The sequence below is a fragment of the Parvularcula oceani genome (assembly GCF_000733125.1).
Classification (GTDB): Bacteria; Pseudomonadota; Alphaproteobacteria; order Caulobacterales; family Parvularculaceae; genus Parvularcula; species Parvularcula oceani.
In genome coordinates this window covers 187910-211958 of sequence record NZ_JPHU01000001.1, presented here as the reverse complement: position 1 = coordinate 211958, position 24049 = coordinate 187910, and the positions used below count along the sequence as shown (strand labels likewise).

At 61.7% G+C, this 24049-nt stretch carries 15 protein-coding genes and 1 pseudogene; 15 read left to right on the top strand and 1 reads right to left on the bottom strand.

Going from position 1 to position 24049, the window contains the following annotated elements; all coding sequences use genetic code 11:
• Positions 1-18: 18 nt before the first annotated feature.
• Positions 19-1785: a DUF885 domain-containing protein gene (locus IE88_RS0100970; protein ID WP_031549178.1), complete on the bottom strand. Its 1767-nt coding sequence runs from the start codon at positions 1783-1785 to the stop codon at positions 19-21.
• 274 nt (positions 1786-2059) lie between these two features.
• On the opposite strand from IE88_RS0100970, the gene IE88_RS17745 reads away from it, so the two are divergent.
• The 15 genes and pseudogenes from IE88_RS17745 (at position 2060) to IE88_RS0100900 (ending at position 24013) form a co-directional block, all read left to right on the top strand.
• On the top strand, positions 2060-3697 hold the full coding sequence (locus tag IE88_RS17745) for a Mu transposase C-terminal domain-containing protein (protein WP_081871324.1): 1638 nt from the start codon (positions 2060-2062) through the stop codon (positions 3695-3697).
• Positions 3697-4578, top strand: a complete 882-nt coding sequence (locus IE88_RS16145; RefSeq protein WP_081871323.1) for a TniB family NTP-binding protein — start codon at positions 3697-3699, stop codon at positions 4576-4578. Before IE88_RS17745 ends, IE88_RS16145 begins: the two co-directional genes overlap by 1 nt.
• Positions 4578-5054 (top strand): annotated as a pseudogene (locus tag IE88_RS18900) (TniQ family protein); the annotation flags it as partial. The gene IE88_RS16145 and the pseudogene IE88_RS18900, both read left to right, overlap by 1 nt.
• A 102-nt stretch (positions 5055-5156) precedes the next feature.
• Positions 5157-5885 (top strand): hypothetical protein, encoded by a 729-nt coding sequence (locus tag IE88_RS18600; protein ID WP_238319240.1) that lies wholly within the window; start codon positions 5157-5159, stop codon positions 5883-5885.
• Between the two features lie 1519 nt (positions 5886-7404).
• Positions 7405-9267, top strand: coding sequence for a mechanosensitive ion channel family protein (locus IE88_RS0100950; RefSeq protein ID WP_156032277.1), 1863 nt, complete (start codon positions 7405-7407; stop codon positions 9265-9267).
• A 99-nt stretch (positions 9268-9366) separates the two neighbouring features.
• On the top strand, positions 9367-9918 hold the full coding sequence (locus IE88_RS16975) for a TetR/AcrR family transcriptional regulator (protein WP_051881326.1): 552 nt from the start codon (positions 9367-9369) through the stop codon (positions 9916-9918).
• Between the two features lie 2 nt (positions 9919-9920).
• Entirely contained in the window at positions 9921-10985 is a 1065-nt protein-coding gene (locus IE88_RS0100940; protein ID WP_051881325.1) for an efflux RND transporter periplasmic adaptor subunit, read from the top strand.
• A 4-nt stretch (positions 10986-10989) separates the two neighbouring features.
• Complete coding sequence (locus IE88_RS0100935; protein ID WP_031549165.1) at positions 10990-14037, top strand: efflux RND transporter permease subunit; 3048 nt, start codon at positions 10990-10992, stop codon at positions 14035-14037.
• Positions 14027-15544: an efflux transporter outer membrane subunit gene (locus tag IE88_RS0100930; RefSeq protein ID WP_081871320.1), complete on the top strand. Its 1518-nt coding sequence runs from the start codon at positions 14027-14029 to the stop codon at positions 15542-15544. The genes IE88_RS0100935 and IE88_RS0100930 overlap by 11 nt, the downstream gene beginning before the upstream one ends.
• A 111-nt stretch (positions 15545-15655) precedes the next feature.
• Complete coding sequence (locus IE88_RS0100925; protein ID WP_031549161.1) at positions 15656-16444, top strand: MipA/OmpV family protein; 789 nt, start codon at positions 15656-15658, stop codon at positions 16442-16444.
• Positions 16445-16496: 52 nt separating this feature from the next.
• Positions 16497-17504 carry a lipid A deacylase LpxR family protein gene (locus IE88_RS0100920; RefSeq protein ID WP_051881323.1) on the top strand — a complete coding sequence of 336 codons (1008 nt, stop codon included), beginning with the start codon at positions 16497-16499 and terminating at the stop codon, positions 17502-17504.
• Positions 17504-18817 carry an NAD(P)/FAD-dependent oxidoreductase gene (locus IE88_RS0100915; RefSeq protein ID WP_036766279.1) on the top strand — a complete coding sequence of 438 codons (1314 nt, stop codon included), beginning with the start codon at positions 17504-17506 and terminating at the stop codon, positions 18815-18817. The genes IE88_RS0100920 and IE88_RS0100915 overlap by 1 nt, the downstream gene beginning before the upstream one ends.
• 45 nt (positions 18818-18862) lie before the next feature.
• Entirely contained in the window at positions 18863-20311 is a 1449-nt protein-coding gene (gene zwf, locus IE88_RS0100910) for a glucose-6-phosphate dehydrogenase (RefSeq protein ID WP_031549156.1), read from the top strand.
• 423 nt (positions 20312-20734) lie between these two features.
• Positions 20735-21898: a site-specific integrase gene (locus IE88_RS0100905; RefSeq protein ID WP_036766276.1), complete on the top strand. Its 1164-nt coding sequence runs from the start codon at positions 20735-20737 to the stop codon at positions 21896-21898.
• A 165-nt stretch (positions 21899-22063) separates the two neighbouring features.
• On the top strand, positions 22064-24013 hold the full coding sequence (locus IE88_RS0100900; RefSeq protein WP_031549151.1) for an ATP-binding protein: 1950 nt from the start codon (positions 22064-22066) through the stop codon (positions 24011-24013).
• Positions 24014-24049 lie beyond the last annotated feature (36 nt).

Below are 24049 nucleotides of genomic sequence, written 5' to 3'. Positions count from 1 at the left end.
GCCTCCGCCGGCGCCGCCTCAGGGCGCGTAGGAATAAGGTCCCTCGCCGCCGCTTTCGATGAAGGTGTCGATCCGCGCCTCGAGAACGGAGAGCGGCACCGGGCCGAGCGCGAGGATCGTGTCGTGGAAGGCCGCGAGATCGAATTCGGGGCCGAGCGCTTCTTCGGCCTCCCGCCGCAGGCGCCGGATCGTCATCTCTCCGAGCTTGTAGGCGAGGGCCTGGCCCGGCCAGCTGATATAGCGGTCCACCTCGGTTCCGACCTCGTGCTCGGAAAGAGCGGTGTGCTCTGCGAGATAATCGACCGCTTCCTCGCGCGACCACCCATAAAGGTGCACGCCCGTGTCGATGACCAGCCGGGCGGCGCGCCACATCTCATAGGAGAGCTGGCCGAAGAGCTCATAGGGCGTGCGGTAGATGCCCATCTCGCGCCCCAGCCATTCGGTATAGAGTCCCCAGCCTTCTCCGTAGCCGGAGAAATAGGTGTAGCGGCGGAAGGGCGGCCCCGCCTCCTGCTCGGCGGCGAGCGCGGCCTGGAAGCTGTGCCCCGGCGCGCATTCGTGCAGGGTCAGGGCGGGTATGTTGTAGAGAGGGCGGCTCGGCAGGTCATAGGTGTTCATCAGGCAGCTGCCGAGGCCGCCGCGCCCTGCCGTGTAGAAGGGCGCGATCTCCTCGGGCACCGGCAGGATCGTGAAGCGCCGGCGGGGCAGGTGCCCGATGATGTCGCCGATCTCGCCGTCCACCCGCTTCGCGACATAGGACGAGACGCCCATCAGCTCGTCGGGCGTTTCGGCATAGAATTGCGGATCGGTGCGCAGGAAGGCGATGAACTCCTGAAGGTCGCCTTCGAAACCGGTCTCGCGCATGACCTCCTTCATCTCGCCCGTGATCCGTTCGACCTCCTCGAGCCCGATCCTGTGGATCTCTTCGGGCGACAGGTCGAGCGTCGTGTATTCGCGCACCTGCGCGTCGTAATAGGAGCGGCCGTCGGGCAGCTCGGTCGCGGCGAGGGCGGTGCGGGCGCGCGGCACGTATTCGTCGCGGAAGAAGGCCAGGAGGTCTGTATAGGCGGGGGCCACCGCTTCCTCGATGGCGTCCCTCGCCGCCGCCCGCAGCGCTTCGCGCTCCTCCTGCGGGATCGAGGCGGGCATGTCCTCGAAGGGGGCCCAGAACGGATTCTCTTCCGCATCCGAAGCGGTATAGGGCTCGATCGAAGCGTCGCGGCCACCGAGCACCGCGCGCGGCACGCTGAAGCCGCGGTCGAGGCCGGCTTCCATATTGTCGATCTGCTCGCCGAAATAGCGCGGCAGGTCGCGCATCCTTCCGATATAGCGCCGGTATTCCTCGGCGCTGCCGAAGCCCTGACGCGGCGTCAGGCCGCTCCAGAAGCTGCTGTCGCTGTTGAACGGCATCTCCCATTCACGGAATCGGGCATCGGCGACCGCGTTGCGCAGATTGGTCTCGAAGACGGCGGCATTGACCCGCTCATCGGGCGACAGCGCATCGCGGGGTATCCGGTCGAGCTCCGCGAGCATCTCTTTCCAATGAGCCAGCCGCCGCGCCTGGGCCTCAGGCGTGACCGAAGGCAGGTAGTCCGCGCGCTGAAGCTCGCCGTCCTCGTCCATCAGGCGGCCATACTCGCTCAGGCTCCACTGCCAGTCGGCGTCGTAGAGCTCGCGAAGGCGCTGATCGGCCGGGCTGCTCGTTCCCGTCCGCTCCTGCGAGGCCAGGGCTTCGGGCGTCGCCGTCGCAAGCAGCGTGGCGGCGAGAAGGGCGGCTCTGATCATGCGAAGCTCCCGGCAGAATGGCATCGCCCGGGAGCGAACACCCCCGCAGCCCGCAGGGCAAGAGGCCGCCCTGCACTTGCGCGCGGAGCGCGATAGCCGCGATCCGCGCGCGGGCGGGAGAGCGTGTCGAATTCCGTTTAAAATTGCCGGGGCGTAACCACACCAACTGGTAGTGAAATCAGTGGATTAGCCCCGATTCGCAAGCACACTGTGTTTCCGCGGTGCGTTCCCGATTTCCGCAGCCTACTATGGCGCGGGGCGAGAAAGGGGCGCCATGAAGGGCCATACCGATCGCAATTGGGCCATCGCGAAACATCGCGCTCGCCTACTAGACCTATTGAACACACCCGACCCGAAGCAACGCCTTTCCGTTCGCCTGGTAGCCCGTGAACTCAATCTAGGAGAACGACAGGTTCGCAACCTGCGGCAGGCTTACGAGCAGCGTCGGCTCGTGTCGGACTTACTGCCGAAAGTGCGCGAGCGAAACACTCGGATAGACGGGCGTGTCGAGCGCATAATCGATGAGCGGATCGCTACCGACTACATGCGCCTTGAGGCACCTAAGCTATCGAAAGTCGTCACTAAAATTCGGGCGGCGTGCATACGCGAGGGTCTCCGTCCACCAGCGAGGCGCACAGTCGAGCATCGGCTTCGTCTCCGCTATACCGACGAAGAAGTTGTACGAGCTCGTGCGAGCGACCCTGCTGAACTTCGACGACTGAGATATCTTCCCGGAACGATCAGTGCGCCCGCGCCGCTTCATATTTGGCAAATCGATCATACCCCTGCCGATCTCATCATAGTGCAGAACGAGGATGGGCGGCCGATCGGTCGCCCCACGATCACGGCAGCGGTCGATGTCAGTACGGGGGCCGCAATGGGTTTTGCGGTATCCTTCCAAGATCCGAGCGTCGTGTCGAATGCGATGTGTTTGGCCCACGCCATCGCACCGAAGAAGGCATGGTTGGAGGCGAGGGGGCTTGGGCACATCGACTGGCCGATGCATGGGCGCCCCAAGATGCTGCACGCCGATAGCGGTAGTGATTACCAATCGAAGCGCTTCAATGATGCTTGCCGATCTATCGGCATTGAGCGCTCGAGCCGCGAGGCCGGCACGGTTCATACCGGCGGAATGATCGAGCGGCTGGTTGGGCTCACCAACGAGGTTCTGGACGATCTGCCAGGTCGGACGGGCGGGAGCGTCAAGCGGCGGGCAAGGTACGACGCTGAAGAGAAAGCCGTGTTGACGCTGAAGCAGTTGGAGTACGTCTTGGCGATCTACTTCGCCGAGATACGGAATACGACGAGGAACAGCGAAACCGGGCGTGTGCCTTACGACAGCTGGAAGGAGGCAGTTCCAGAAGGATCAATCCAAGCGGACGATGCCGACTTCATCCGGAACCACTTTCTCCCGCAACAAGAGAGAATGCTTTCTCAAAGTGGGATAAGGATGTTCGGGACGACGTATCAAGCGAAGGAGTTCCACCGGCTCGTTTCAATGCGGGATCGTATCAACCCACTCATCGTTCGCTACGATCCCCGGGATATCTCGTTCGTGCTCGTTCGTGATCCGACGTCTGGAGAAGACTTTCCAGCTTTTCCTAAACGCCGGTTCGGCCTGCCGGACGGCCCGTTCGCGCGCTGGGAGTTGGAAGCTGCCCGCAAAATAGCCCGTCACCCACTTCACGAGTTCCGACAGGGTGTCGCGTTCGAGGAGATCGACGGCATCGCGAACAACGCGATCGAAGCGAAATCTGAGCGCAAGCGTGCCGCCAAGAAGGCGGAGATCGCAGAGGCGCGCGGGCCGATGTCTGCACGAAGCGCCGACACCCTGCCGTCAGCGAACGATGAAACCGACGTCGAGTGGAAAGAGAATGTTGCGTTTCCAACAAGCTTCGAAAGGTTCGTTTGATGATCGCTAGCCATCTCACTAGCGAAGCGGCGACGCAGCTACAACTGCCCGTGGCGCGGCGACGCCAGTTGGTTCGGGAACCATTTTGGATCGATTACGCAGCGGCTTCGAAAGCGAACTACATGCTCACCGATCTTCTCGGACGAGCAGTCACCAAAAGATTGGCTGGCGGTATGGTGCTCGGGCCTTTCGGAAACGGCAAATCGACGATCGTACGCCGCTTCGCGGTGACAGCGACGCGTATGGGGAAGGCGAAGAGCGTCGTGTACGTGACCGCCAACAGCGGTGGCTTGATGGGCATACTGTCGGTCATATGGCGGGGTATCTCCAACACCATGGGGATCGGATTGCGGTCTTCGATCCCAAAAGCGCGGTCCCAGGTTCTCGCTCGTTTTGAGGAGTTGGGAACGGAGATGCTGATCATCGATGAGTTTCCGAACGCTTTAACGACAACAGAGAACATTCAAGAGACCATCTTCTCCTTCCTTCGCCAGGTCGGAGAAGAGTTGAACATTGCAGTCGCCTTGGTTGGTGACAAGAGCCTCGGCAAGTTAGTCTACGACGATGACCAGATGTCCACGCGGTTGGACCATGCGTTTCTACCACGTTGGAAGTGCGATAACGACTTCGCGATGCTTCTACGGACGTTGGAGGGCGTCATGCCGCTCGCGGAGCCGTCCAGACTGGGGCGTTTCGAGACGGCTCAACTCATCCACTCGTTGAGCGGAGGCCTTATCGGCGAGACCACTAAGATCGTGACAGGCGCCGCGGTCATGGCGCTCGATGATGGCCGCGAACACGTCACACTTAGCGACTTGGAAGCGCAGCGGGCACGAACACTGATCGGGAAGCGTTCGGTGAATTGGCAAGCTCTCGCCTGATGGTAGCTGACGCGGCTTCGGGGCCGCGCTTTCGAACGGAAATGCTGCCGAAGGGCGTTCGTTTGGGGCCACTCGCGGACGAGAGGGCGATCGGTGTCCGATTAGACAGAGCCGCGATCCAGCACGAGTGCCTGTCCAGCTGGTTGTATCGCTGGTGTGTTTCCCGCGGTGTCGCACCTGAGGACGTTCTCGCTGAGTACGGACCCGGTGCTCCCACCGATGTCCTTAGTATTGATTTCGCTAGCGGCCGGTTCGTGAGGTTCATCGCTCGCCTGACCGGTGCTCCCTTCCCCGAACTTCTGGCCATGCGGGCACGCCCGCTGAGCAAGTATGAAGCACCATGGGTCACTTTGCGCAGCGATGCTCGCAATGGTCCATCTGGCGTGCAGTTCTGCCCTCTCTGTGTTCTCGAAGAGCCTGGTTTTCGGTTGAAGCGTCGACTGCGTTCTCCCTTCGAGATGACCTGTACGCGCCATGATGTTGTCCTGGTGGATCGTTGCGGATGGTGTGGACGACCAATCAGCCTACAAGGCTCGCATGGGCTCCGACCGATCTGGCAATGCCGTTGTGGAGGGCCGATGACGACTTTGGACGTCACTCCGCGACCGCAAGGAACCGATGCCGTCGAATCTTCTCTGTTGCGGGCAACTTTCGCAGCTCGGAGTTCGTTCAGTGACGGCGAGATAACCTTGTCCGGCCGTCTAGACCCGCTCTTAGGCGATTTCGGCGGCTTCGCGACGTTCGATGCGATCTTTCGCTTGTCGTTCCTCCAATACCTAAGGGTTCAAGGAGAATTGGATGACGTGCTTTTTGGTACGCGGACGGGGACCCGAGTACCGGCTCCAGTAATAGCAGCTGACAACAAGTATCTCAAACGGGTTGCGATTAGCCGCCCAGGCGATTTGGGCGCCGCCTTACAGCCTATCACGAAAGGCTTGCACGAGATGTTCGAGCGTGGCTTGTTTCTACAGACGCAGCGAGCCAACGGAGAGATGATCTGGCCGACCTTCGTAGACATTGAGCGAGTGTACTACGGCACCCGAACAGTGCCGTGGCCAGCGCTACTGGAACTAGGACGGGCCAACTGCTTCAGGGTCGGTTTGAAGATTCTCACCGAAAGGAACGTGTACTCGAATGCGTTCAAGTTTGCCCGGACGAAGGGGTGGGGGCGCCGCAAGGTGGAAGATGCGGTCCGCATTCTCGTTGCGCACGGTGTGATACGGCCCTTCACCGAAACGGAAATGAAGTCACCGACAGTGGCAAAAAGCGGCCGCTACGCTATTTCTGACGAGTGGTGGCGCGCATGAGAGCCTCCAAGACGCCTAACCACACCGTCATGATCACAGATGCATCCGTCCCATTGCGGAGACCGTAGGTGCGCCGTCCTTCGTTGAATAAGCGAGCTAGACGGATTGGTCTCTTCCTCACCCCTACGCTTCAACTTTCGTCTTCCCCGGGACGACGATGCTATTTCCGGACCATCTCGCCGTCAGATCGGCGGTTAGGTTGGTGCCCCATTCGAAATCAGGTGGCCGACGCTGATGCGTTAGCGGTACGTCCGGGTAGAGGGAATCCCTCGCTCGGGAGCGCGAGTATCTACCCCTCGCTGAACCTGCTCTTCCGCATCGTCTGTCTCCTCTCTGACGGACTCGCTTTTCGAGTAGAACCTACGAGTGGCGCAGATCAAAGTCCTCTTCTTAGCACTCCAGGATGGGAGCGGAGGTTGAGCGAAACGGTGCAGGCCTACTGACGCATGGACCAATTACCCGAGACGAACGACCGCCAGAGAGTGGTGTTGGAACTACTCCTGGAGGCTTGCGCCGACGCTTACTACACCACGGTACAGGCTTTACGTTCCAACCGCCGACCAGCGGATGTGACCGAAGCGCGTAAGCTCTTCTGTGCCTTGGGAAGGGTGGTCGTAAATCGTCCGATGAACAAGCGGACCACGTCGCCCAAAAAAACCCAACTAACGGTACTTGCGACTCATCTTTGCAAGCACATTAGTTCCATTGTCTACCTTATCGAAGAAGGCAACCGCGTGCTCGAAGGGAGTGTCGGTGATGAGGTGGCCGATCGCTTCCGCGCAGAGGCATCCAACATACTCGATGACCTAGGCCAGTCGGGACTCGTTAGGCACGCGGACGAACTCGCGAAACACTGGCAGTTGCCAGAGCCGCACCCTCTTCGGGCGAGCGTTATCCGTGAGCGCGCAAGGGAAGCTGCAGCGTCTCTCGAACCCAATCGGTTGGCTGCACGACGGTCTAGGTGAGAACGACTGATCATGACGGAAGCAGAGGCGGATCCGAATGAGCGCCAACACGCAGCCGTCAGTGTTTGATGGCTGTCGATGTACAATCGCCGGCATCTTCAGGGCGTGAACGGCGAATGGGCACTGCTACGGCGCTTGCATCGCGCGGTTCGCGTCCCCGGCTTACGGCTCTCCTGTCGGACGCGCCTATGGGCAGTCGGGAGCGGTTTTGTCGTCTCGGAGAGGGATCGTCGCCTCCTCGGAGAAAATCGGTGCACCGCTCAGTTTACGACAGGGCAACCTTCCAAAGCACGGCAGTCGGTGAGGTGAGACCGATCCGACATTCCAGCCAAACGAAACGGACTCGAGCGGTAAGGCAGCTTCGGAGCGGAGTATCCACGATTATTGGCTGAAAGCAGGTGTCCGTCGGTTGCATTCCAGCTGATATTCCCAGCCAGCCGGTCGGATTGAAAATAGTCCTCGCTTCGGTCATTAAGGGCCGCCTCGGGAAATGTAGGCAGCGACCGCGAGTCGGCGGTGGCGTCCCTAAAAAAACAGCTGGTGATGTGTTGGCGATGACGTTGAAGCTGATCGTACGGTCGTTCGTGCTGTGTCTGATTGGCGTGCCCTTACTTCAAGGCGTAGCGGCAGCCCAGCTTCCGGTTGGTGAACGGACAGAAGAAGCCGCGAAACCCCAGGCCCCTACAGACGTCTACGGCCGAACGACCCCACTTCGGACTACGGAAGGCCTCGTCGAGGCGATTGCAGCCCAAAATTACGAGCGAGCTTCGCAGTACTTCGATCTACGTGGAGTTCGTCCCTCCGAACGAGAGGAGCGGGGCGCGGCGTTGGCCCGCCAACTTGAAGATCTGCTTGACCGGGGCGGGACAATTCTGCCGTCGCTTCAGATCAGCAACCAACAGTCAGGACGTTTGGAGGACGGTTTGGAGCCGTCGCGAGACCGGATTGGATCCCTGCGTGCCGGTGATCGTACTGTCGACATCCTCGTCGAAAGGGTTGCGATCGCTGATGATGCTGAGCCAATTTGGTTGATCTCGTCGGCAACACTCGACGAGGTGCCTGACCTCGCAGAGCAGGCGAGCGCGGCGTTAATCGACGGCGTTCTTCCCGAACCATTGGTCAGTACAAGGCTATTCGGAGCTCCGCTGGGCCACTGGATCGTCCTCGTCGGGGTCGGCATTCTTGCCTTCGGTGCGGTTCGCGTAGGTTTTCTACTCGCCTTCCTACCGCTCCGCTTGTGGTGGCGGGGGGGACGCCGAGCTAGGTTGCGACGCGTGCTGTTCGCTACCGCTGCGCCGCTCAGCCTCTACGTTGGAGCTTGGGTGTTCATCGCGTCGACGCGGGTTCTAGGCCTGTCGATCGTCGCGAGGGCAGTTTCGACCCGAGTTGTCGAAGTCATCGCTGTCGTCTCCGCCGTCTGGTTTCTATGGCGGTTGATCGATGCCTCGACCGAAGCTGGCACGGAGCGGATGACGAGACGCGGCCAGCTTGAGGCCGTCTCTGCGACCATCTTCCTTCGCCGGTCACTCAAATTCGTTCTCGTCGGAGGTGCGTTGATCGTGGCCCTCGGCGTCCTGGGGGTCGACGTATCGACTGGCTTGGCCGCGCTTGGGATCGGTGGTCTAGCCCTAGCTTTGGGTGCGCAGAAAACGATCGAGAACGTGGTGGGCGGCGTCTCGATCATCATCGACCATCCGGTGAGGGTTGGCGACTTCTGCAAGGTCGGCGAGACCATCGGCACGGTCGAGGACATCGGCCTTCGTTCGACGAGGATCCGGACGCTGGGTCGTACGGTCGTGACGATTCCGAACGGTGAGTTCTCGGCCTTGAGGATTGAGAACTTCGCACCGCGCGACCGGTTCTGGTTCAACCCGACGCTGACGTTTCGGTACGAAACGACGGCGGATCAGATCCGATTCCTCCTCGTCGAGATTCGAGCACTCTTCTACGCCCATCCCAAGGTGAACGCCGACCCAGCTCGCATCAGATTCACAGGGTTCGGCGCCGACAGTCTGCGCTTGGAGGTCTTTGCCTATGTCGAGGCGGAGGACTACGACGCATTCCTAGAGGTGCAGGAAGACCTGAACCTTAGGATCATGGGGGTCGTCGAACGGAGCGGTGCCGCTTTCGCATTCCCCTCGCAGACACTCTACCTCGCACGTGACAAACAACCCGCGGCCGAGAAGGTCCGGGAGGTCGAAGAGCGCGTAGCCCAGTGGCGCGACGAGGGGGAACTTCAACTGCCTCGCTTCACGCCGGACCGCATCGACCAACTGAAGGCCACTCTCGACTACCCGCCCGAAGGGTCAGCGATGAGAGGGACGACTGACGCAGACCAGCCCACTCTGTTCGACACCCCGCACAGTAAGAAGCGACGGCGGCGCTTCTTCGAGTTCCGTACCGATCCGACCAGATAGAGGCGTGATCCGACCTCATCCGGGAGGGATCAGGGGGTTTACCTCCTTGCAACTCGATCCTGCTTATTTTAAGCCAGCCGGACGGAATGAGGAACGCCCATGGGCCGACACCCGACGATACATGCCGATGATCTATTGGATGCGGCCGAGCGGGTCGTGATGGCTAAAGGGCCGTCGGGGCTCACCCTCGGGGCCGTGTCTCAGGAAGCGGGTGTGAGCAAAGGAGGCTTGCAGTACCTCTTCACGTCGAAAGAAGCGTTGTTGCGTGCGCTCGTGCAACGGATGTCTGATCGTATGGAGGCGCAGGTCGAGGCCGCGACCGATGTTCGGCGTGCGGGACCCGGTCGGCAAGCCGCGGGTTATGTCCGTGGGCATCTAAGCCCCGAGGTAGCTCCGCAACCTGAGCATGCCGCTTTGCTGGCCGCGGTCGCGAACGATTTGTCGTTGTTAGCGCCTGAAGCACTGCGCTGGCGACAGAAGTTGGAACAGTTTCAGGATGATGGACTCTCTTTCGAGCGGGCAGCCATTACGCTGCTGGCGACCGACGGCCTATGGCTTCTCGACCTGCTCGGCATCGCGAGCCTGTCGGCCGCAGAGCGGCAGAAAGTCGCTGATGCTTTGTGTGCTGACGTTGATTCGAGCGAGAGTTGAGCATGTGGTTGCCTAAGGAAGGCTACGTCGCGATTGCGTTTGCAGGGTTCCTGCTTTCGGCTTGTAGCGGCGGAGCCGAGACCGACGAGGGTTCGAACAAGCAGCCACCTGTAAGGCCCGCCAAGGTCATTGAGGTTGGTGCTGCCGAGGCTAGCAACCTGCGCACTTTTCCAGGACGCGTCGTCGCTCCAACATCTTCGGCGCTTTCCTTTGACGTATCCGGTCGCCTCGTCGAATTTCCGGTGCTGGAAGGCTCGCGGGTCGAGGAAGGTGAACTCGTCGCGGCACTCGACCCGGGGGATTACGACGAGCGGGTCACCGAAGCGCGCGCGCGCGTCAATCTCTTGGAGCGTCAACTCGCGCGTCAGGAGCGGTTGTTGGAGGGCGGTGCGACTTCCCAAGCGGAGTACGATCAGGTTCGTGCCGAACACGACATCGCCCAGGCGAACCTCGAAACAGCTCAACGAGACCTCGCTGAGACGCGTTTGTTGGCGCCCTACGCTGGTACCGTCGCACGGCGTCTCGCCGACCTCTACACGCAGGTGCGGGCCGGGCAGGAGATCGTCGTTCTGCAGGACGACCAGCAGGTCGATATCGCGATCCAGGTCCCCGAAGGCATCATCGCGACCGCGACACGGGACGCGCCAGAACTTTCCGTATCGTTCGACTTCGCGCCCGAGCGACGGTTCGATCTGGACGTCAAAGAGTACCAGACGACCCCGGAGGCAGGGTCGGGTGGGTACAGGGTCGTCCTCACCATGCCTCGACCGGATGGTCTCGATCTCCTTCCAGGAATGACAGGAACGGTAAGGGCCGAATTCAACAACGCTTCGGCTGCTCGAGCGACGGTGCCAGTGGCCAGCCTCGTCGGTACAGAGCAGGGCGGGTTCGCCGTCTTCGTAGTCGATCCCGAGAGCGGAATGGTAAGCCGACGCGGTGTCGAGGTTGGGCCGCTGACGTCAGGTGAAGCGCCTGTCCGGAGCGGGCTGGAGGCTGGCGATCTCGTGGTCGCCGCAGGTGCGTCGTTCCTTCGGGACGGTATGCGCGTACGGCCGTTGAGCGAGTAGAACCATGGACATCGCACGCTGGTCCATCACGCGGCCCCTCTATGTCTGGCTGATCGTCGTCCTCACGCTCGTCGGTGGCCTCTTCGGGTTCTTCAACATCGGACGACTCGAAGATCCGTCCTTCACGATCAAGGAAGCGTTCGTCGTCGCCGAGTATCCTGGGGCGTCCTCGACCGAAGTCGAGCAAGAGGTCACCGAGACCCTCGAGACTTACATTCAACAGCTCGGGCAACTCGACGAGATCGAGTCCCGTTCAGTTCCAGGGCGCTCCGAGATCCGCGTAAGGATCAGAGACGAGTTCGGCGGTGAAGAACTGCCTCAAGTCTGGGACGAACTGCGCCGGAAGGTTGGGCAGGCGGAGTTGCAGTTACCGCCCGGCGCTGGACCCGTGATCGTCAATGACGACTTCAGCCAGGTCTACGGAATGTTCTTCGCGCTGACGGCCGAGGGGTATTCCGAGCAGGAGTTGTACGATTACGCGAAGACGCTCCGCCGCGACCTCCTAACGGTCGATGGCGTCGCACGGGTCGAACTGATCGGGCAGAGACCCGACCGGATCTATGTGGACGTAGCGCAGGGCGAGCTGACCCGGCTTGGCCTTCCGCCGGAACAGCTGTTCGCGCCATTGACCGTTCAGAACCAGGTCGAGCCGACGGGTCGGGTCCGGGTGGGTGACGAGAGCATTCGCGTTGCGCCGACCGGAGCCTTCGACAGTGTGGAGGCGGTACGCGAGTCGATCCTGCTCGGTGAAGGCGGAGGGGCAGTTAGGCTTGGCGACGTCGCGAAAGTAAGCCGTGAGCCGGTCGCGATCCCAGATCAGCTCGTCTACTTCGATGGGCAACGCGCGATCGGGCTGGGTATCGCCGCAGTACCGACTGCGAACGTCGTCGACGTCGGCGCTCGGGTGCAAGCCAGGCTCGCGGAACTCGAGTATCAAAGACCGATCGGCATCGAGTTGCACCCGATCTATCAGCAGCCTCGTATCGTTGAGGAGGCGGTGAACGGCTTCGTTCTGAACCTTCTGACTTCGGTGGCGATCGTTGTCGGCGTGCTATGTCTATTCATGGGCTGGCGTCCGGGAATCCTGATCGGATCGGTCTTGTTCCTGACCGTGATCGCGACGATCCTGATCATGTACATTCTCGGCATCGAGATGGAGAGAATATCGCTTGGTGCGCTGATCATCGCGATGGGCATGTTGGTCGACAATGCCATCGTCGTCGGCGAGGGCATGCTGATCGGCATGCGTAAGGGTCAGAAGCCGGTTGAGGCCGCGAGTGCCATCGTCAAGCAGACGCAAGTTCCGCTTCTTGGTGCAACGATCATTGGCATCCTCGCCTTCGCGGGCATCGGTCTTTCGAACGACTCGACAGGCGAGTACACGTTCTCACTCTTCGCGGTCATTACCATCTCCCTCCTGCTTTCCTGGGTGTTCGCGATCACGGTCACCCCTCTCTTCGGGTCGTATATCCTGAAGCGTGGTGACCAGGCGGATGGCGAAGACACCGAGCAGTACCGAGGGCGCATGTTCTCCGCCTACCGGACCGTGCTGCGCCGCGCCGTTCAGGCCCGTTGGGTAACGGTAGCAATCCTGATCGGCGCCACTGGCGCAGCCGTGTTCGGCTTCGGTTTCGTCAAGCAGTCCTTCTTCCCGAACTCGGCGACGCCCATCTTCTTCGTCGACTACTGGCGTGCCGAAGGTACGGACATCCGGGCGACAGCCGCAGATATCCGTGAGATCGAGGAGGAGGTGCGTGCACGCGAGGGGGTGACCTCCGTTGCTTCGTTCGTAGGGCAGGGCGCACTGCGGTTCTCGCTGACCTACGAACCGGAACGCCCCAATCCCGCTTACGCTCAGATGATCGTCCGTGTCGACGACGCCGATCGCATCGACGCTCTGGCACGATCACTCGTCGACACGATTGGCGGAGCCCATCCAGCGGCGACCGTCAGGACGAGGCGGGTTCGCCTCGGGCCAGGCGGCGGCGCCAAGATCGAGGCGCGGCTGCTAGGTCCGGATGCCGATACCTTGCGTATCCTCGCCGACCGCGTCGAGAAAGAGTTCTACGATGCAGACTACCTGACGGACATCCGGACGGATTGGCGGCAGAGAACTACGACGATCGTTCCGGTGCTGGCGGAGGATCGCGCGAGAATAGCTGGCATTACCCGGCAGGACGTTGCCGAGGCTTTGGCGCTGGCGACGGACGGCACCCCCTTCGGTCTCTATCGCGAAGGAGACGACCTGATCCCCATCGTCGTCAGGGCGCCGGACGAGGAGCGGGACGATCCTCGTGCGCTCGAAGACCGGTTGATCTGGAGCGATCTGCAACGCGCCTACGTTCCGATCAGCAACCTCCTTCGTTCGTTGGATACGCGCACCGAAGACCGTATCATTCGTCGGTTGGACCGTGTTCGGACCTTGACGGTCCAGGCTGATCCCATCGCAGGCGTGACTTCAGTGGACGCGTTCTCCCAAATCCGTCCGGCCATCGACGCGCTCGAGTTGCCTGCCGGCTACGGGCTCGAGTGGGGAGGGGAGTACGAAGACAGCAGTGACGCACAGTCCGCTCTGTTCCAACAGATTCCCCTGAGCTTCCTCGGGATGGTGTTGATCACGATCCTCCTCTTCGGGAAGCTCCGCCAACCGACAATCATCTGGCTTATCGTTCCGATGTCGATTATCGGCGTGACCGTCGGCCTTCTCGTGACCGGCATTCCGTTCGGCTTCATGGCCCTACTTGGGTTTCTCAGCCTCTCCGGAATGCTGATCAAGAACGCGATCGTTCTCGTCGACGAGATCGACACACAGATCGCGAGCGAGCGTCCCCGCTTCCGCGCGCTGGTCGATGCGAGTGTCAGTCGTCTTCGGCCCGTCATGTTGGCGGCGGTGACGACGATCCTCGGGATGGCTCCCCTCGTTGGCGACGTCTTCTTCGCCGACATGGCGGCGACGATCATGGGCGGGCTCGCCTTCGCGACCGTGCTGACGCTCATCGCCGTGCCGACCCTCTACGCAATCTTCTTCAGGATCAATACCGATGAAGCGTGATCGAGGTGTGCCGAAGCGCAGTTGTGGGGGGCGTTTGTTGGCAGGCGTAGCTTGTCTCACTCTTGTCACTGCCTGTGCCACCGTTCCCTATGAGGACTACGAAGCGGACGACGCCATCGCGGGCTACGCTTATAGAGGCGCTTCGGGCGGAGACGTCGCGGTTGAGACCCTCGGATGGCGAGAGTTCTTCCGTGATGAGACGTTGCAACGCCTCATCGAAGCCGCTCTCGAAAACAATCGCGACCTTCGAGTCGCGACGGCGCGCATCCTCGAAACAAGAGGCCGGTATCGGATCGAGCGCAGCGCTCGCCTTCCAAACGTCGAAGCGAGTGCAGGAGGTAATCGTTCACGGATCCCTTTAGGGTCTTACGACGTGGCTGAAGAACTCGGCGAAGGGCTCCTCGGGGGGGAAGAAGCGCTGACCTTCACCCGCTACGACGTCAACGTGGCGATCCCAAGCTACGAACTCGACTTCTGGGGACGGGTCCGTAACCTTAGCGCGGCTGCGCGGGCAGAGTACCTCGCGACGGTCGCGGCACAGCGGGCTTTCCGACTCTCCGTCATCGGCGACACGGCACGCGCCTACTTCGCGTTCGCCGAGGCGAACGAGGCGATCGCCCTGGCCGAGGCCACGCTGGAGAGCCGGAAGACCGGCTACGAGATCGCCCAGCGGCGTTACCGTGCCGGCGCTGTATCGGAGCTAACCTTGCGGCAGAATGAAGCCTTGGTGCTTCAGGCGGAAGGGTCGTTGAGCGCACAGCGGCTTGAGCGTGCCCGTGCGGTCAACAGCCTCGCCGCCATCGTCGGTGCACCCATCTCACCGGACGAACTCGTGTCGGGCAGTCTTGATGGAGCCGAGGTCGTTCGAGCGCTAGACGCGGGGATACCGTCAGAACTTCTTCTCGCCCGACCCGACCTTGCGGCAGCCGAGTTGCGGCTCGAGGGGGCCCAAGCGAGTGTACGAGCTGCACGTGCCGCCTTCTTCCCCTCGATCTCCTTGACGGGGTCTGCGGGTTACGCCTCGTCCGAACTCGACGATCTCTTCGAGGACTCCACTTTCGCGTGGAACTTCGGCCCCTCCATCTCGTTGCCGATCTTCGACGGCGGCCGCCGGCGCGCGAACCTCGATGTGGCCCGGGCGCGGACAATTGCCGAAGTGGCAGAGTATGAAGGTGCCGTGCAGTCCGCCTTCAGAGATGTTGCGGACGCTCTCGCCGGTCGACGCCTTCTGGCTGAGCAGATTGCGGTCGCGGAACGGACGGTAGCAGCTCTCGCTCGCATCGCGGATCTCGCTCGCCTACGGTATGATGAGGGACAGTCTCGCTATCTCGAAGTTCTCGATGCAGAGCGAAACCTTTTTGCGGCGCAACGCGATCTGATCGGTCTCCGCCGGGCCGAACTCGAAAACCTCGTCGGGCTCTATCTCGCCCTCGGTGGGGGCGACGCCGGCGCGTCGGAACCTCAAAGCATCGAGGATCTTCTGCAACGCCTGGCCATGGAGAGCTGAATGTTCTTGATTCCGATGAATCGCAGCCGAGGGAGGGGCATAGGACAGGCCTCCGGTCTGAGTAGATCCTTCTGCGTAGGATATCCGTGCGGCTTCAGGACGAAGCTCGGCGTGATCGCAGCCAGCGTTTTGGCTACGACGGCCATCGCCATGGACGTCGCTGAGGCCCAGACCCAGCCTTTCGAGCGCATCCTGGATGACACGACTTGGAACTTGGAAGTGGGCGGCGGCGGTGTCTATGGCTTCGCTCCGCTTGGAGACGATCCCTACAAGCTCAACTTCACACCTTGGGTCTCCTTCTCCCATCGTGACCGTGTCTACGCGAACCTTCTGGATGGGGTGGGGTACAACGTCGTCAAAACAGACCGCCTGAGAATGGGCGCTCAACTGAGGCCGAGCTATACGCTCGATTCGGATGTGGAAGGGCTTGACCGACCGAGCACGGGTGTCGATCTCACGGGCTATGCGTTCACGCGGCTGCCGGCTAACTTCGTCGTGGGCGGCCGGATTGAGCGAGATGTAACCGGCGCTTCGGATGGCTTCGCCTATTACGCGTCGCTCGCCCGTCGCGACATCACGCGGATCGGTCTACTTCAGTCTACGGTCTACACTCGAGCGGGAGGCGACCGTCGGGCACGCGCATACTACGGCGTGACCGAAGCTGAAGAGGCAGCGACGGGGATCGATGGATTCGAGCCTGACGGAGGATTCCAAGCCGTTGGGGCGGGCTTCTTGATGATGACACCCATCGGTGACCGATACGCGATCGGGGCCTTCGCGAACTACGAGCGGGTTCTAGGAGACGCCGCACGGAGTCCGCTCGTTCGGCGCAGTGAGGCCGAAGAGAACATCCTCCGAACCGGCGTAGTGCTGGTTCGACGCTTTACGTCAACGAATTAACGGTTTTAAAAATCCGTCGGGCCGGATTCTTTGAATTAGAAGGCAAGCCTAAATGCTTCGTTCCGCCATCGCCTACGCTTCAGCGGCGATCACTTGCGTCGTTCCCGTCGCAGCTCTTAGCCAAGAAGCGGCTGAGAGGCCCGGTGGTGTCTGGTCTGGTTTGATCGAGAACGACTGGTTCGCGAGCACGGACCAAAACTACACGAACGGTGCGAGGCTCGCCCGGTTCGCTGAAGCCGATCCGGGTGGTACCCACTACGACTTTGCGGGCGGCATCTTGAGAGCGCGCCCGGAACGGGATGAGGTCATCTACGGCTTCGCGCTCGGGCAGAACCTCTACACCCCGGAGGACACGGATACCGCGTTGCCTCTGCCTGGCCAGCGACCCTACGCTGCTTGGCTTTATGGTGAGTACTCTCTCATTCGGATCGGGGAAGAACGAGTCGATCAACTCACTTTTCAGCTTGGCACGGTCGGGCCGAACGCGCTCGGCGAGGAAGTTCAGAACGGGTTCCATGACCTGATTGGCGGCGAGGACGCAGAGGGCTGGGACAATCAGATCGGCAATGAGGTCGGGTTCGTCCTCAGCTTAGACCGTAAGCTGAAGAGCCGTTATCTTGTGCGTGAGATCCGAGGCCTAGACATTGACTTCACACCGAACGCGGGCATCGCGTTCGGTAACATCCGGACGGATGCCAAGCTCGGCGCGACGTTACGCATCGGCACTGGGCTCTCTGACGACTTCGGCCCGCCTCGCATCCGCCCAGCGTCTGCCGGAGTTGGATATTTCAGTCCGGATGAGCCGAACGGCTTCTACGCATTCTTTGGAGCGCAGGGACGGGCAGTCGCTCACGACATCACGCTCGAAGGGTCTCTCTTCGACGACGACGACGGGATCACAGTCGAGCCGGAGACCTTCGTAGGTGAGACGCAGGCTGGCTTCGTCTGGCGTCTCAATGGTTGGCAACTCGGTTACACGCACGTCTGGCGCGGTGAGGAGTATGAAGGTCAGACCGACGGACAGCGGTTTGGTGCCCTCAGCGTGGCGGTGCGGTTCTGATGGTCAGAACAGCTGCTCATCGGGGACCCGCACCGTCCGTCCTCGTCGTAGGAGGAGGAGTGGCCGGCCTATCGGTCGCCACCGCACTCGGGCGTCGCTTCGGACGCCGCGGCGCCGCGAACGTCACCCTCGTGGATCGAAGCTTTGCGCACGTATGGAAGCCCATGCTGCACACCTTCGCCGCGGGAACGAGGCGATCGCAGGACGAGCAGCTTCCGTTCGTCCACCAAGCGGCGAGGGCAGGGTTCCGCTTCCTTCCTGGGCCGTTGGACGGCGTGGACAGCGAGGCAGGATGCATAACGGTCGGAGCGCTCACCGATCCCGGGGGTCGTCCTGTCGCGCCGCAGCGTCGTGTAGAGTACGACTACCTTGTCATCGCGATCGGCAGCCGCGCGAACGATTTCAGCATCAGAGGGGTCGCCGAGCATTGCCACTTCATCGACGACTTACCCGCAGCGAACGCTTTCAACGATCGACTCTATGGCGAACTGCTTCAGGCGGCGTCCTACGATCGACGCCTTGAACTGGCCATCGTCGGTGGCGGCGCAACGGGCGTCGAACTGGCGGCGGAAGTTAGCCAGCTACTCGATATCGGACGGGCTTACGGCACTCAGAACCTTAGACCCCAGCTAGGCATCACTCTGATCGAAAGCGGCTCGCGACTACTGTCTTCCTTTCCCGAGACCATTTCCGCCGCGGCGGCTGATCAGCTACGTCAGATCGGCGTTCGCATATACACCGATACGCGGGTAGTCGCTGCGGACGACGACGGATTTACGCTGAACAACGGCGGACGGATCGCTGCTAACCTCCGGGTCTGGGCTGCAGGAATACGATCGGAGGACATACCCGAGGGCTTTTCCGGCCTCGAACGCAAGGCCAACGGCCAACTCGTTGTGAAGCCAACGCTTCAAGTGACGCGTTCAGACGCGATCTTCGCGATCGGGGATTGTTCAAGCTTCATCCCGCCGGGCTCATGTCGGCCGCTTCCGCCAACGGCACAGGTAGCAAGCCAACAGGGGCGGCATGTGGTCGAACAGATCTCGCGTCTTTTGGAAGGGCGCGACGTCGAGGCATTCGAATATCGTGAGCGTGGCTCCTTGGTTTCGCTTGGCCAGTACAATGCTTGGGGCACGCTCGGCAGGCACGGAGTATTCGGAGCTTCGCTCATCAAAGGTTCAGCGGCGCGTCTCGGACATGCGCTACTGTACCGGCAGCACCAAGCCGAGCTCTACGGTCTGCCTGGCGTTTGTGCACTTTGGGCCTCTGACGCCCTAGCCTCGTTTGTCCGTCCGCCCATCCGCCTCGGATAGCTAGGAAAGTAGGCCCTAGCAGTAGTGAACCATTGGGAAGCTGAGATGGATACAACCTGCACCTTCGTCCTGTTCGGCGCGACCGGCGACTTGTCGCGCCGCATGCTGTTCCCCTCGCTCTACAGCCTGCATGCCGAAGGCTTCCTTAGGGACGATCAAGGCATCGTTGGCACCTCCCACCGATCGTCCGAGGATGATGCCTTCCGAGCGCAGGTGCGCGCCTGGGTGAAGGAGCGCGTCGGCGAGCACTATGATGACTCCGTCTCTGACGATTTCGCCAAGCGGATCTCCTACATTTCGGTCGATGCGAACCACTCTGAAGACTTTCGGCGCCTGCGCGAGCGGCTCGACGAGTACGAGTGCGAGGAGATCGTTTTCTATCTCTCGACGAGCCCCTCGATCTTCGGCGCGGTCTGTCAGGGCCTGAAGGCGAACGGCTTCTCCCGCGCGCCGAACCGGATCGTGGTCGAGAAGCCGATCGGCTCGGACCTCGCGTCCAACATCGAGATCAACGAGACGGTGGCCGAGGCGTTCTCGGAGGACCGGACCTTCAGGATCGACCACTACCTCGGTAAGGAGACCGTCCAGAACCTCATCGCGCTGCGCTTCGGCAACAGGATATTCGAGCCGCTTTGGAACGCGCAGGCGATCGAGAGCGTGCAGATCACCATCGCCGAGACGGTCGGTGCCGAGGGGCGCGGCGGCTACTACGACGAGTACGGCGCGATCCGCGACATGGTGCAGAACCACCTTCTGCAGCTCGTCTGCCTCGTCGCGATGGAGCCGCCTACGAGCCTCTCGGCCGACAGCGTGCGCAACGAGAAGGTGAAGGTCCTCAGGTCCCTCGCCCCGATCACGCCGGAGAACGTCGAGCAGAAGACCGTCCGCGGACAGTATGAAGGCGGCTACGACGAGACGGGCGGCAAGGCCTCGACCTACAAGGAAGACGTCGAGAACGAAGACTCGGACACCGAGAGCTACGTCGCGATCGCCGCGGAGGTCGAGAACTGGCGCTGGGCCGGCGTGCCCTTCTACCTCGAGACCGGCAAGCGCATGGCCGAGCGCAACACGCAGATCGTCATCCGCTTCCGCGAGGTGCCGCACTCGATCTTCGGGGCGGAGACCAACCCGAACGAGCTCATCATCAACCTGCAGCCCGAAGAGCGCATCACGCTGCAGATCATGAACAAGAAGCCGGGCCTGACGGCCGAAGGCATGCCGCTGCAGGAGCTGGGCCTCAACCTGTCGCTCGCCGAGCATCACTCGGCCCGCCGCCGCATCGCCTATGAGCAGCTGATCCTCGATGCGCTCAACGACAACCCGGCGCTGTTCGTCCAGCGGGACGAGCAGGAAGCCGCCTGGCGTTGGATCGACGGCATCGTCGGCGCTTGGAAGGCGAAGGACATGCGACCTGCAGGCTACCGCTCGGGCAGCATGGGCCCGGCCTCCAAGCACTCCTTGACGGAGCGGAACGACCATAGCTGGTACGTATGATGACAGGCGGTGTGCGCGGTAACTGTCCGAACAACCCACTGCGCAGTAGACGACTGCGGCGTCCGAGCCGTCTGTCCCGAAGCTTCGCTTCCAGGGTACTACCGCCAACTGGATAGCGATTGAGTGGACGAACGACCCTAGCGTGTCGAACAGTCAGTTAGTGCGAAAGACCATCGGGCAAACCTAACTCGCTTGCAATGGCGCACTGAGACAGTAGAGCGAAGCGCCTTAGCTTCAAATATAACCGACAAGTCCGCGGTGCTTTCCTAGCTCCCGATAAGACCCCCTTATCGGGAGCGGTGTAAGGTTCATGCGTAGGCGGCTAAGACGCCATAGAAGCACCTGCTCAGCCGGTCTGGGCAGTAGCCATCGAACGACGAGCCGAGTGCTTCTGGCTCAGCAGCGAGAAGGGCGGACTCAGCGATGGGCCAGAAGCATGAGGACGGGGCGGCTCGCCTCGCGAACGACCTCGTGGCGTTCGTCCCTCTCCAATCGGCGGAGCGACTAGCCGGCTCTTTGACCCCGGACGACGTCGATACCCTCCGCGCGCTTGCCCGAGCAGCCGCGTCCCCGAACACTCTCCGCTCGGTCGCCTCGGACCTCGGCTACCTCGAAGCCTGGCACGCCGCCGCCTACGACGGCGCGAGGCTGCCCTGGCCCGCCCCGGACGAGACGGCGCTCCGCTTCGTCTCCCATCACCTCTTCCTCGCGGCGGAACGCGAACGGAATCCAAGCCACGGCATGCCGGCTGGGGTTGAAGCCGCCCTTCGAACGAAGGGCACCCTCCGCGGCTCGCTGCCCCACGCGCCCTCGACGGTGAGTCGCCGCTTGTCATCCTGGCGGACGCTACATGCGGTCCGCGGTCACGAAGACGCCCTCGGCTCGAAAGCCTTGAGGTTGGCGCTTCGCGCCGCGACGACCGCGCAGGACCGGCCTCCGAAGCGGAAGTCCCGGAAACCCGTAACGCGCGATGTGCTCGACCGCCTCGTCGGCACCCATGAGCCGACTCCCTGGACGGATGTCCGGACCCTCCGCGACAACGCGCTGCTACTCGTTGCATTCGCGAGCGGAGGGCGGCGGCGGTCCGAACTCGGCCGGCTGCTCATCGAACGGATCGAACGAACGGAACTGGTGCAGGACGACGGAAGCGTGTTCAGGGGAGTCCGGATCGCTCTTGGTCGGACGAAGACGAGCGAGGCAAGGCACAGCGCCTTCGTCGTTGTCACTGGACGACCTCTACGCTGGCTCGAGGCTTGGCTCGATCGGCTCACCGGTATCGATCCCCACGGGGCGGCGACGGGGCCGATCTTCCGTCCCATAGACCGCTGGGGCAATGTCGGCCGTTCCGGTCTGACGGGTGATGCCGTAGCCGACGTTCTCAAGGGTCGCTGCAAGTCCGTCGGCTTAGACGCAGCAGACTACTCGGCCCATGGGCTTCGGTCCGGTTACATGACCGAGGCGAGCCTACGGGGCGTGCCGATCGAAGCCGCCATGCGGTACAGCCTGCACCGCACGGTGCAAGCTGCCCAGCGATACTTCGATGACCAGCAGCGCGAGGCCGGAGCCGGAGCGAGGCTAGCGGACTGATTCCGCCTCGATATCGACACCACAAACACGCTGCGCCGCGGACATCGTTTTCTTTTTCCAGTTCCGAGCGCACATTTCTCGGTTTGGTCGGCCATGATCTTCTGGACCCAGCAGCCACGGGTCTACTCCGCGGCCAACGCGCCGCCAACGTTCAGGAGAACTGAGATGGCTAAGAATACCGATACCAGCGACCGCCTGCTGACCGAGGTCGAGCGTCAGCAGAAGTACCTTGACCGGTTGCCGGAAGATTACACTTACCCCCTGTTTAACGGTCAGCATGCCCTCGAGTCTCAGCGGCGCAGCGGTTACCGCAACACAGCAGCAGCAGCGCGTGAGATCGTGGACAACGCGATCGAAGCAGGCGCAGAGAATGTGCACGTCGTGTTTCGTTTGCCGACGGTGAAGACGCGCGAGAAGGGGCAGCGGAAGAACGCTGTGACTGCCGTGGCCTTCATCGATGACGGAGCAGGAATGCTCGCCGAGATGGCACGCTACGCACTGTCATGGGGCGCTGGGACGCATTTCGACGAGCCTGGCACGATCGGCAAGTTCGGCTTTGGTTTGCCGAACGCATCAATCAATCAGACCAGACTGGTGGAAGTTTACACCAAGACCGACGATGCCCAAACGTTCAGCAAGACGATGCTCGATGCACGAGAGGTGCCGCAGTTCGGCGAGCAGCGGATCGGTGCCCCAGTGGACGCTGATCTGCCCGATTTCGTCCAGCGCTACCTGGACGAGAAAGGCATTCGTCTGGATCACGGGACTGTCGTCGTGTGGCAGGACCCTGATCGGTTGACGTTCCGGACCGCGGCGAATCTGCGCGAGCACCTTATGCAGGATTTCGGCGTGACCTACCGGTACATGCTGGAACAATGCCAGATCTTCGTTGATGGTCGAGCTCTAGAGCCGATTGACCCTTTGTTCTTGATGCCCTCCGCCCGTCTGTTTGTCTCGTCGGAAGACGGCGGTGCAGAGCAGACAATGATACGCGATATCGCTGTCGCCTACCGGCAAGGTGAGGAAGGCGAGTATCATCTCGACGCCTACGATAGCATCGCTGACATCGATCCGAACGAGGAAGGTCTTCTTGCACTGGGAGCGGTGCAGATTCGAGTGTCCGAGTTTCCGTACGGCTTCGCGGTCGGTGACAAGAAGGACGCACCTGCCGACGCCAAAGCGCGCTTCGAGATCAGGAAGGGGCGGCGTGGGATGGCGTTTGTCCGTGCTAACCGCGAGATCGAGACGGTGGACGTCTTTCCCACGAGCACGAAAGAGGAGAGCAAGGGGCTCGGCAGTTGGCCGCTGCTCCAATCATACGCCTACCATTGGGGAGCAGAGCTGCGTTTCGATCCTGACCTTGATGAAGTATTTGGGATCACGAACGACAAGCAAACCGTCAGGCCCGTCGAGGAGTTGTGGCGACTTCTTTCGAACGATGACATCGGGCTCGATGATCATCTGCAGAGAGCCAACAGGCAGCAGCGCACGATCCGCAACAAGAAGGCTCGAGAGGAGAAGAGGCGCCAGAGCGAGGCGGAGAACGACGAGCCATCGAGGGGCGAAGCTGCCACGGCGGCCGTCTCTTCCTCAACGGGTCAACGAGCGAAGCCATCTGCTCGAAAAATGGGAGAGGCCCGCGAACGCTTCGAAGAGGCGGCGGCAAAGAAGGCGAAGATCGCGAACACGTCTGTAGAAGCCGCAAAGGATGCGCTCGAGCGTGAGAGTCGCCGTAGGCCGTACGTCATTCAGTTCGAAGACGAGAAGTACGGCCCGTTCTACCGACCCGAATGGCAGGGTAACCAGCTTGCGATCATCATCAACCGGTCGCATCCGTTCTTCGACGTGATGTATGGGCCGCTGATGAATGACCCTGCACAGGCGTCATCGAAGGACGCCTTGGACGTTCTGCTCATCGCCCTTGGCGTAGGCGAAGCCAAAGCCGGTACGGACGAGTGCGAGGATTGGTACAAGGCCCAACGAGAGGATGAATGGAGCAAGTTTCTCGCGAAAGGGCTGACCTTACTCGACCGTACGTCCCGTGCCGGGGAAGAGGAGGAAGAGGACGAGTCGAACGGTTCGGAAGCCGACGGGCTGTCCCACGCCGCTGAGTAAGCCGTGACGCGCGGCCGGCTGACCGGAACGTTTGCT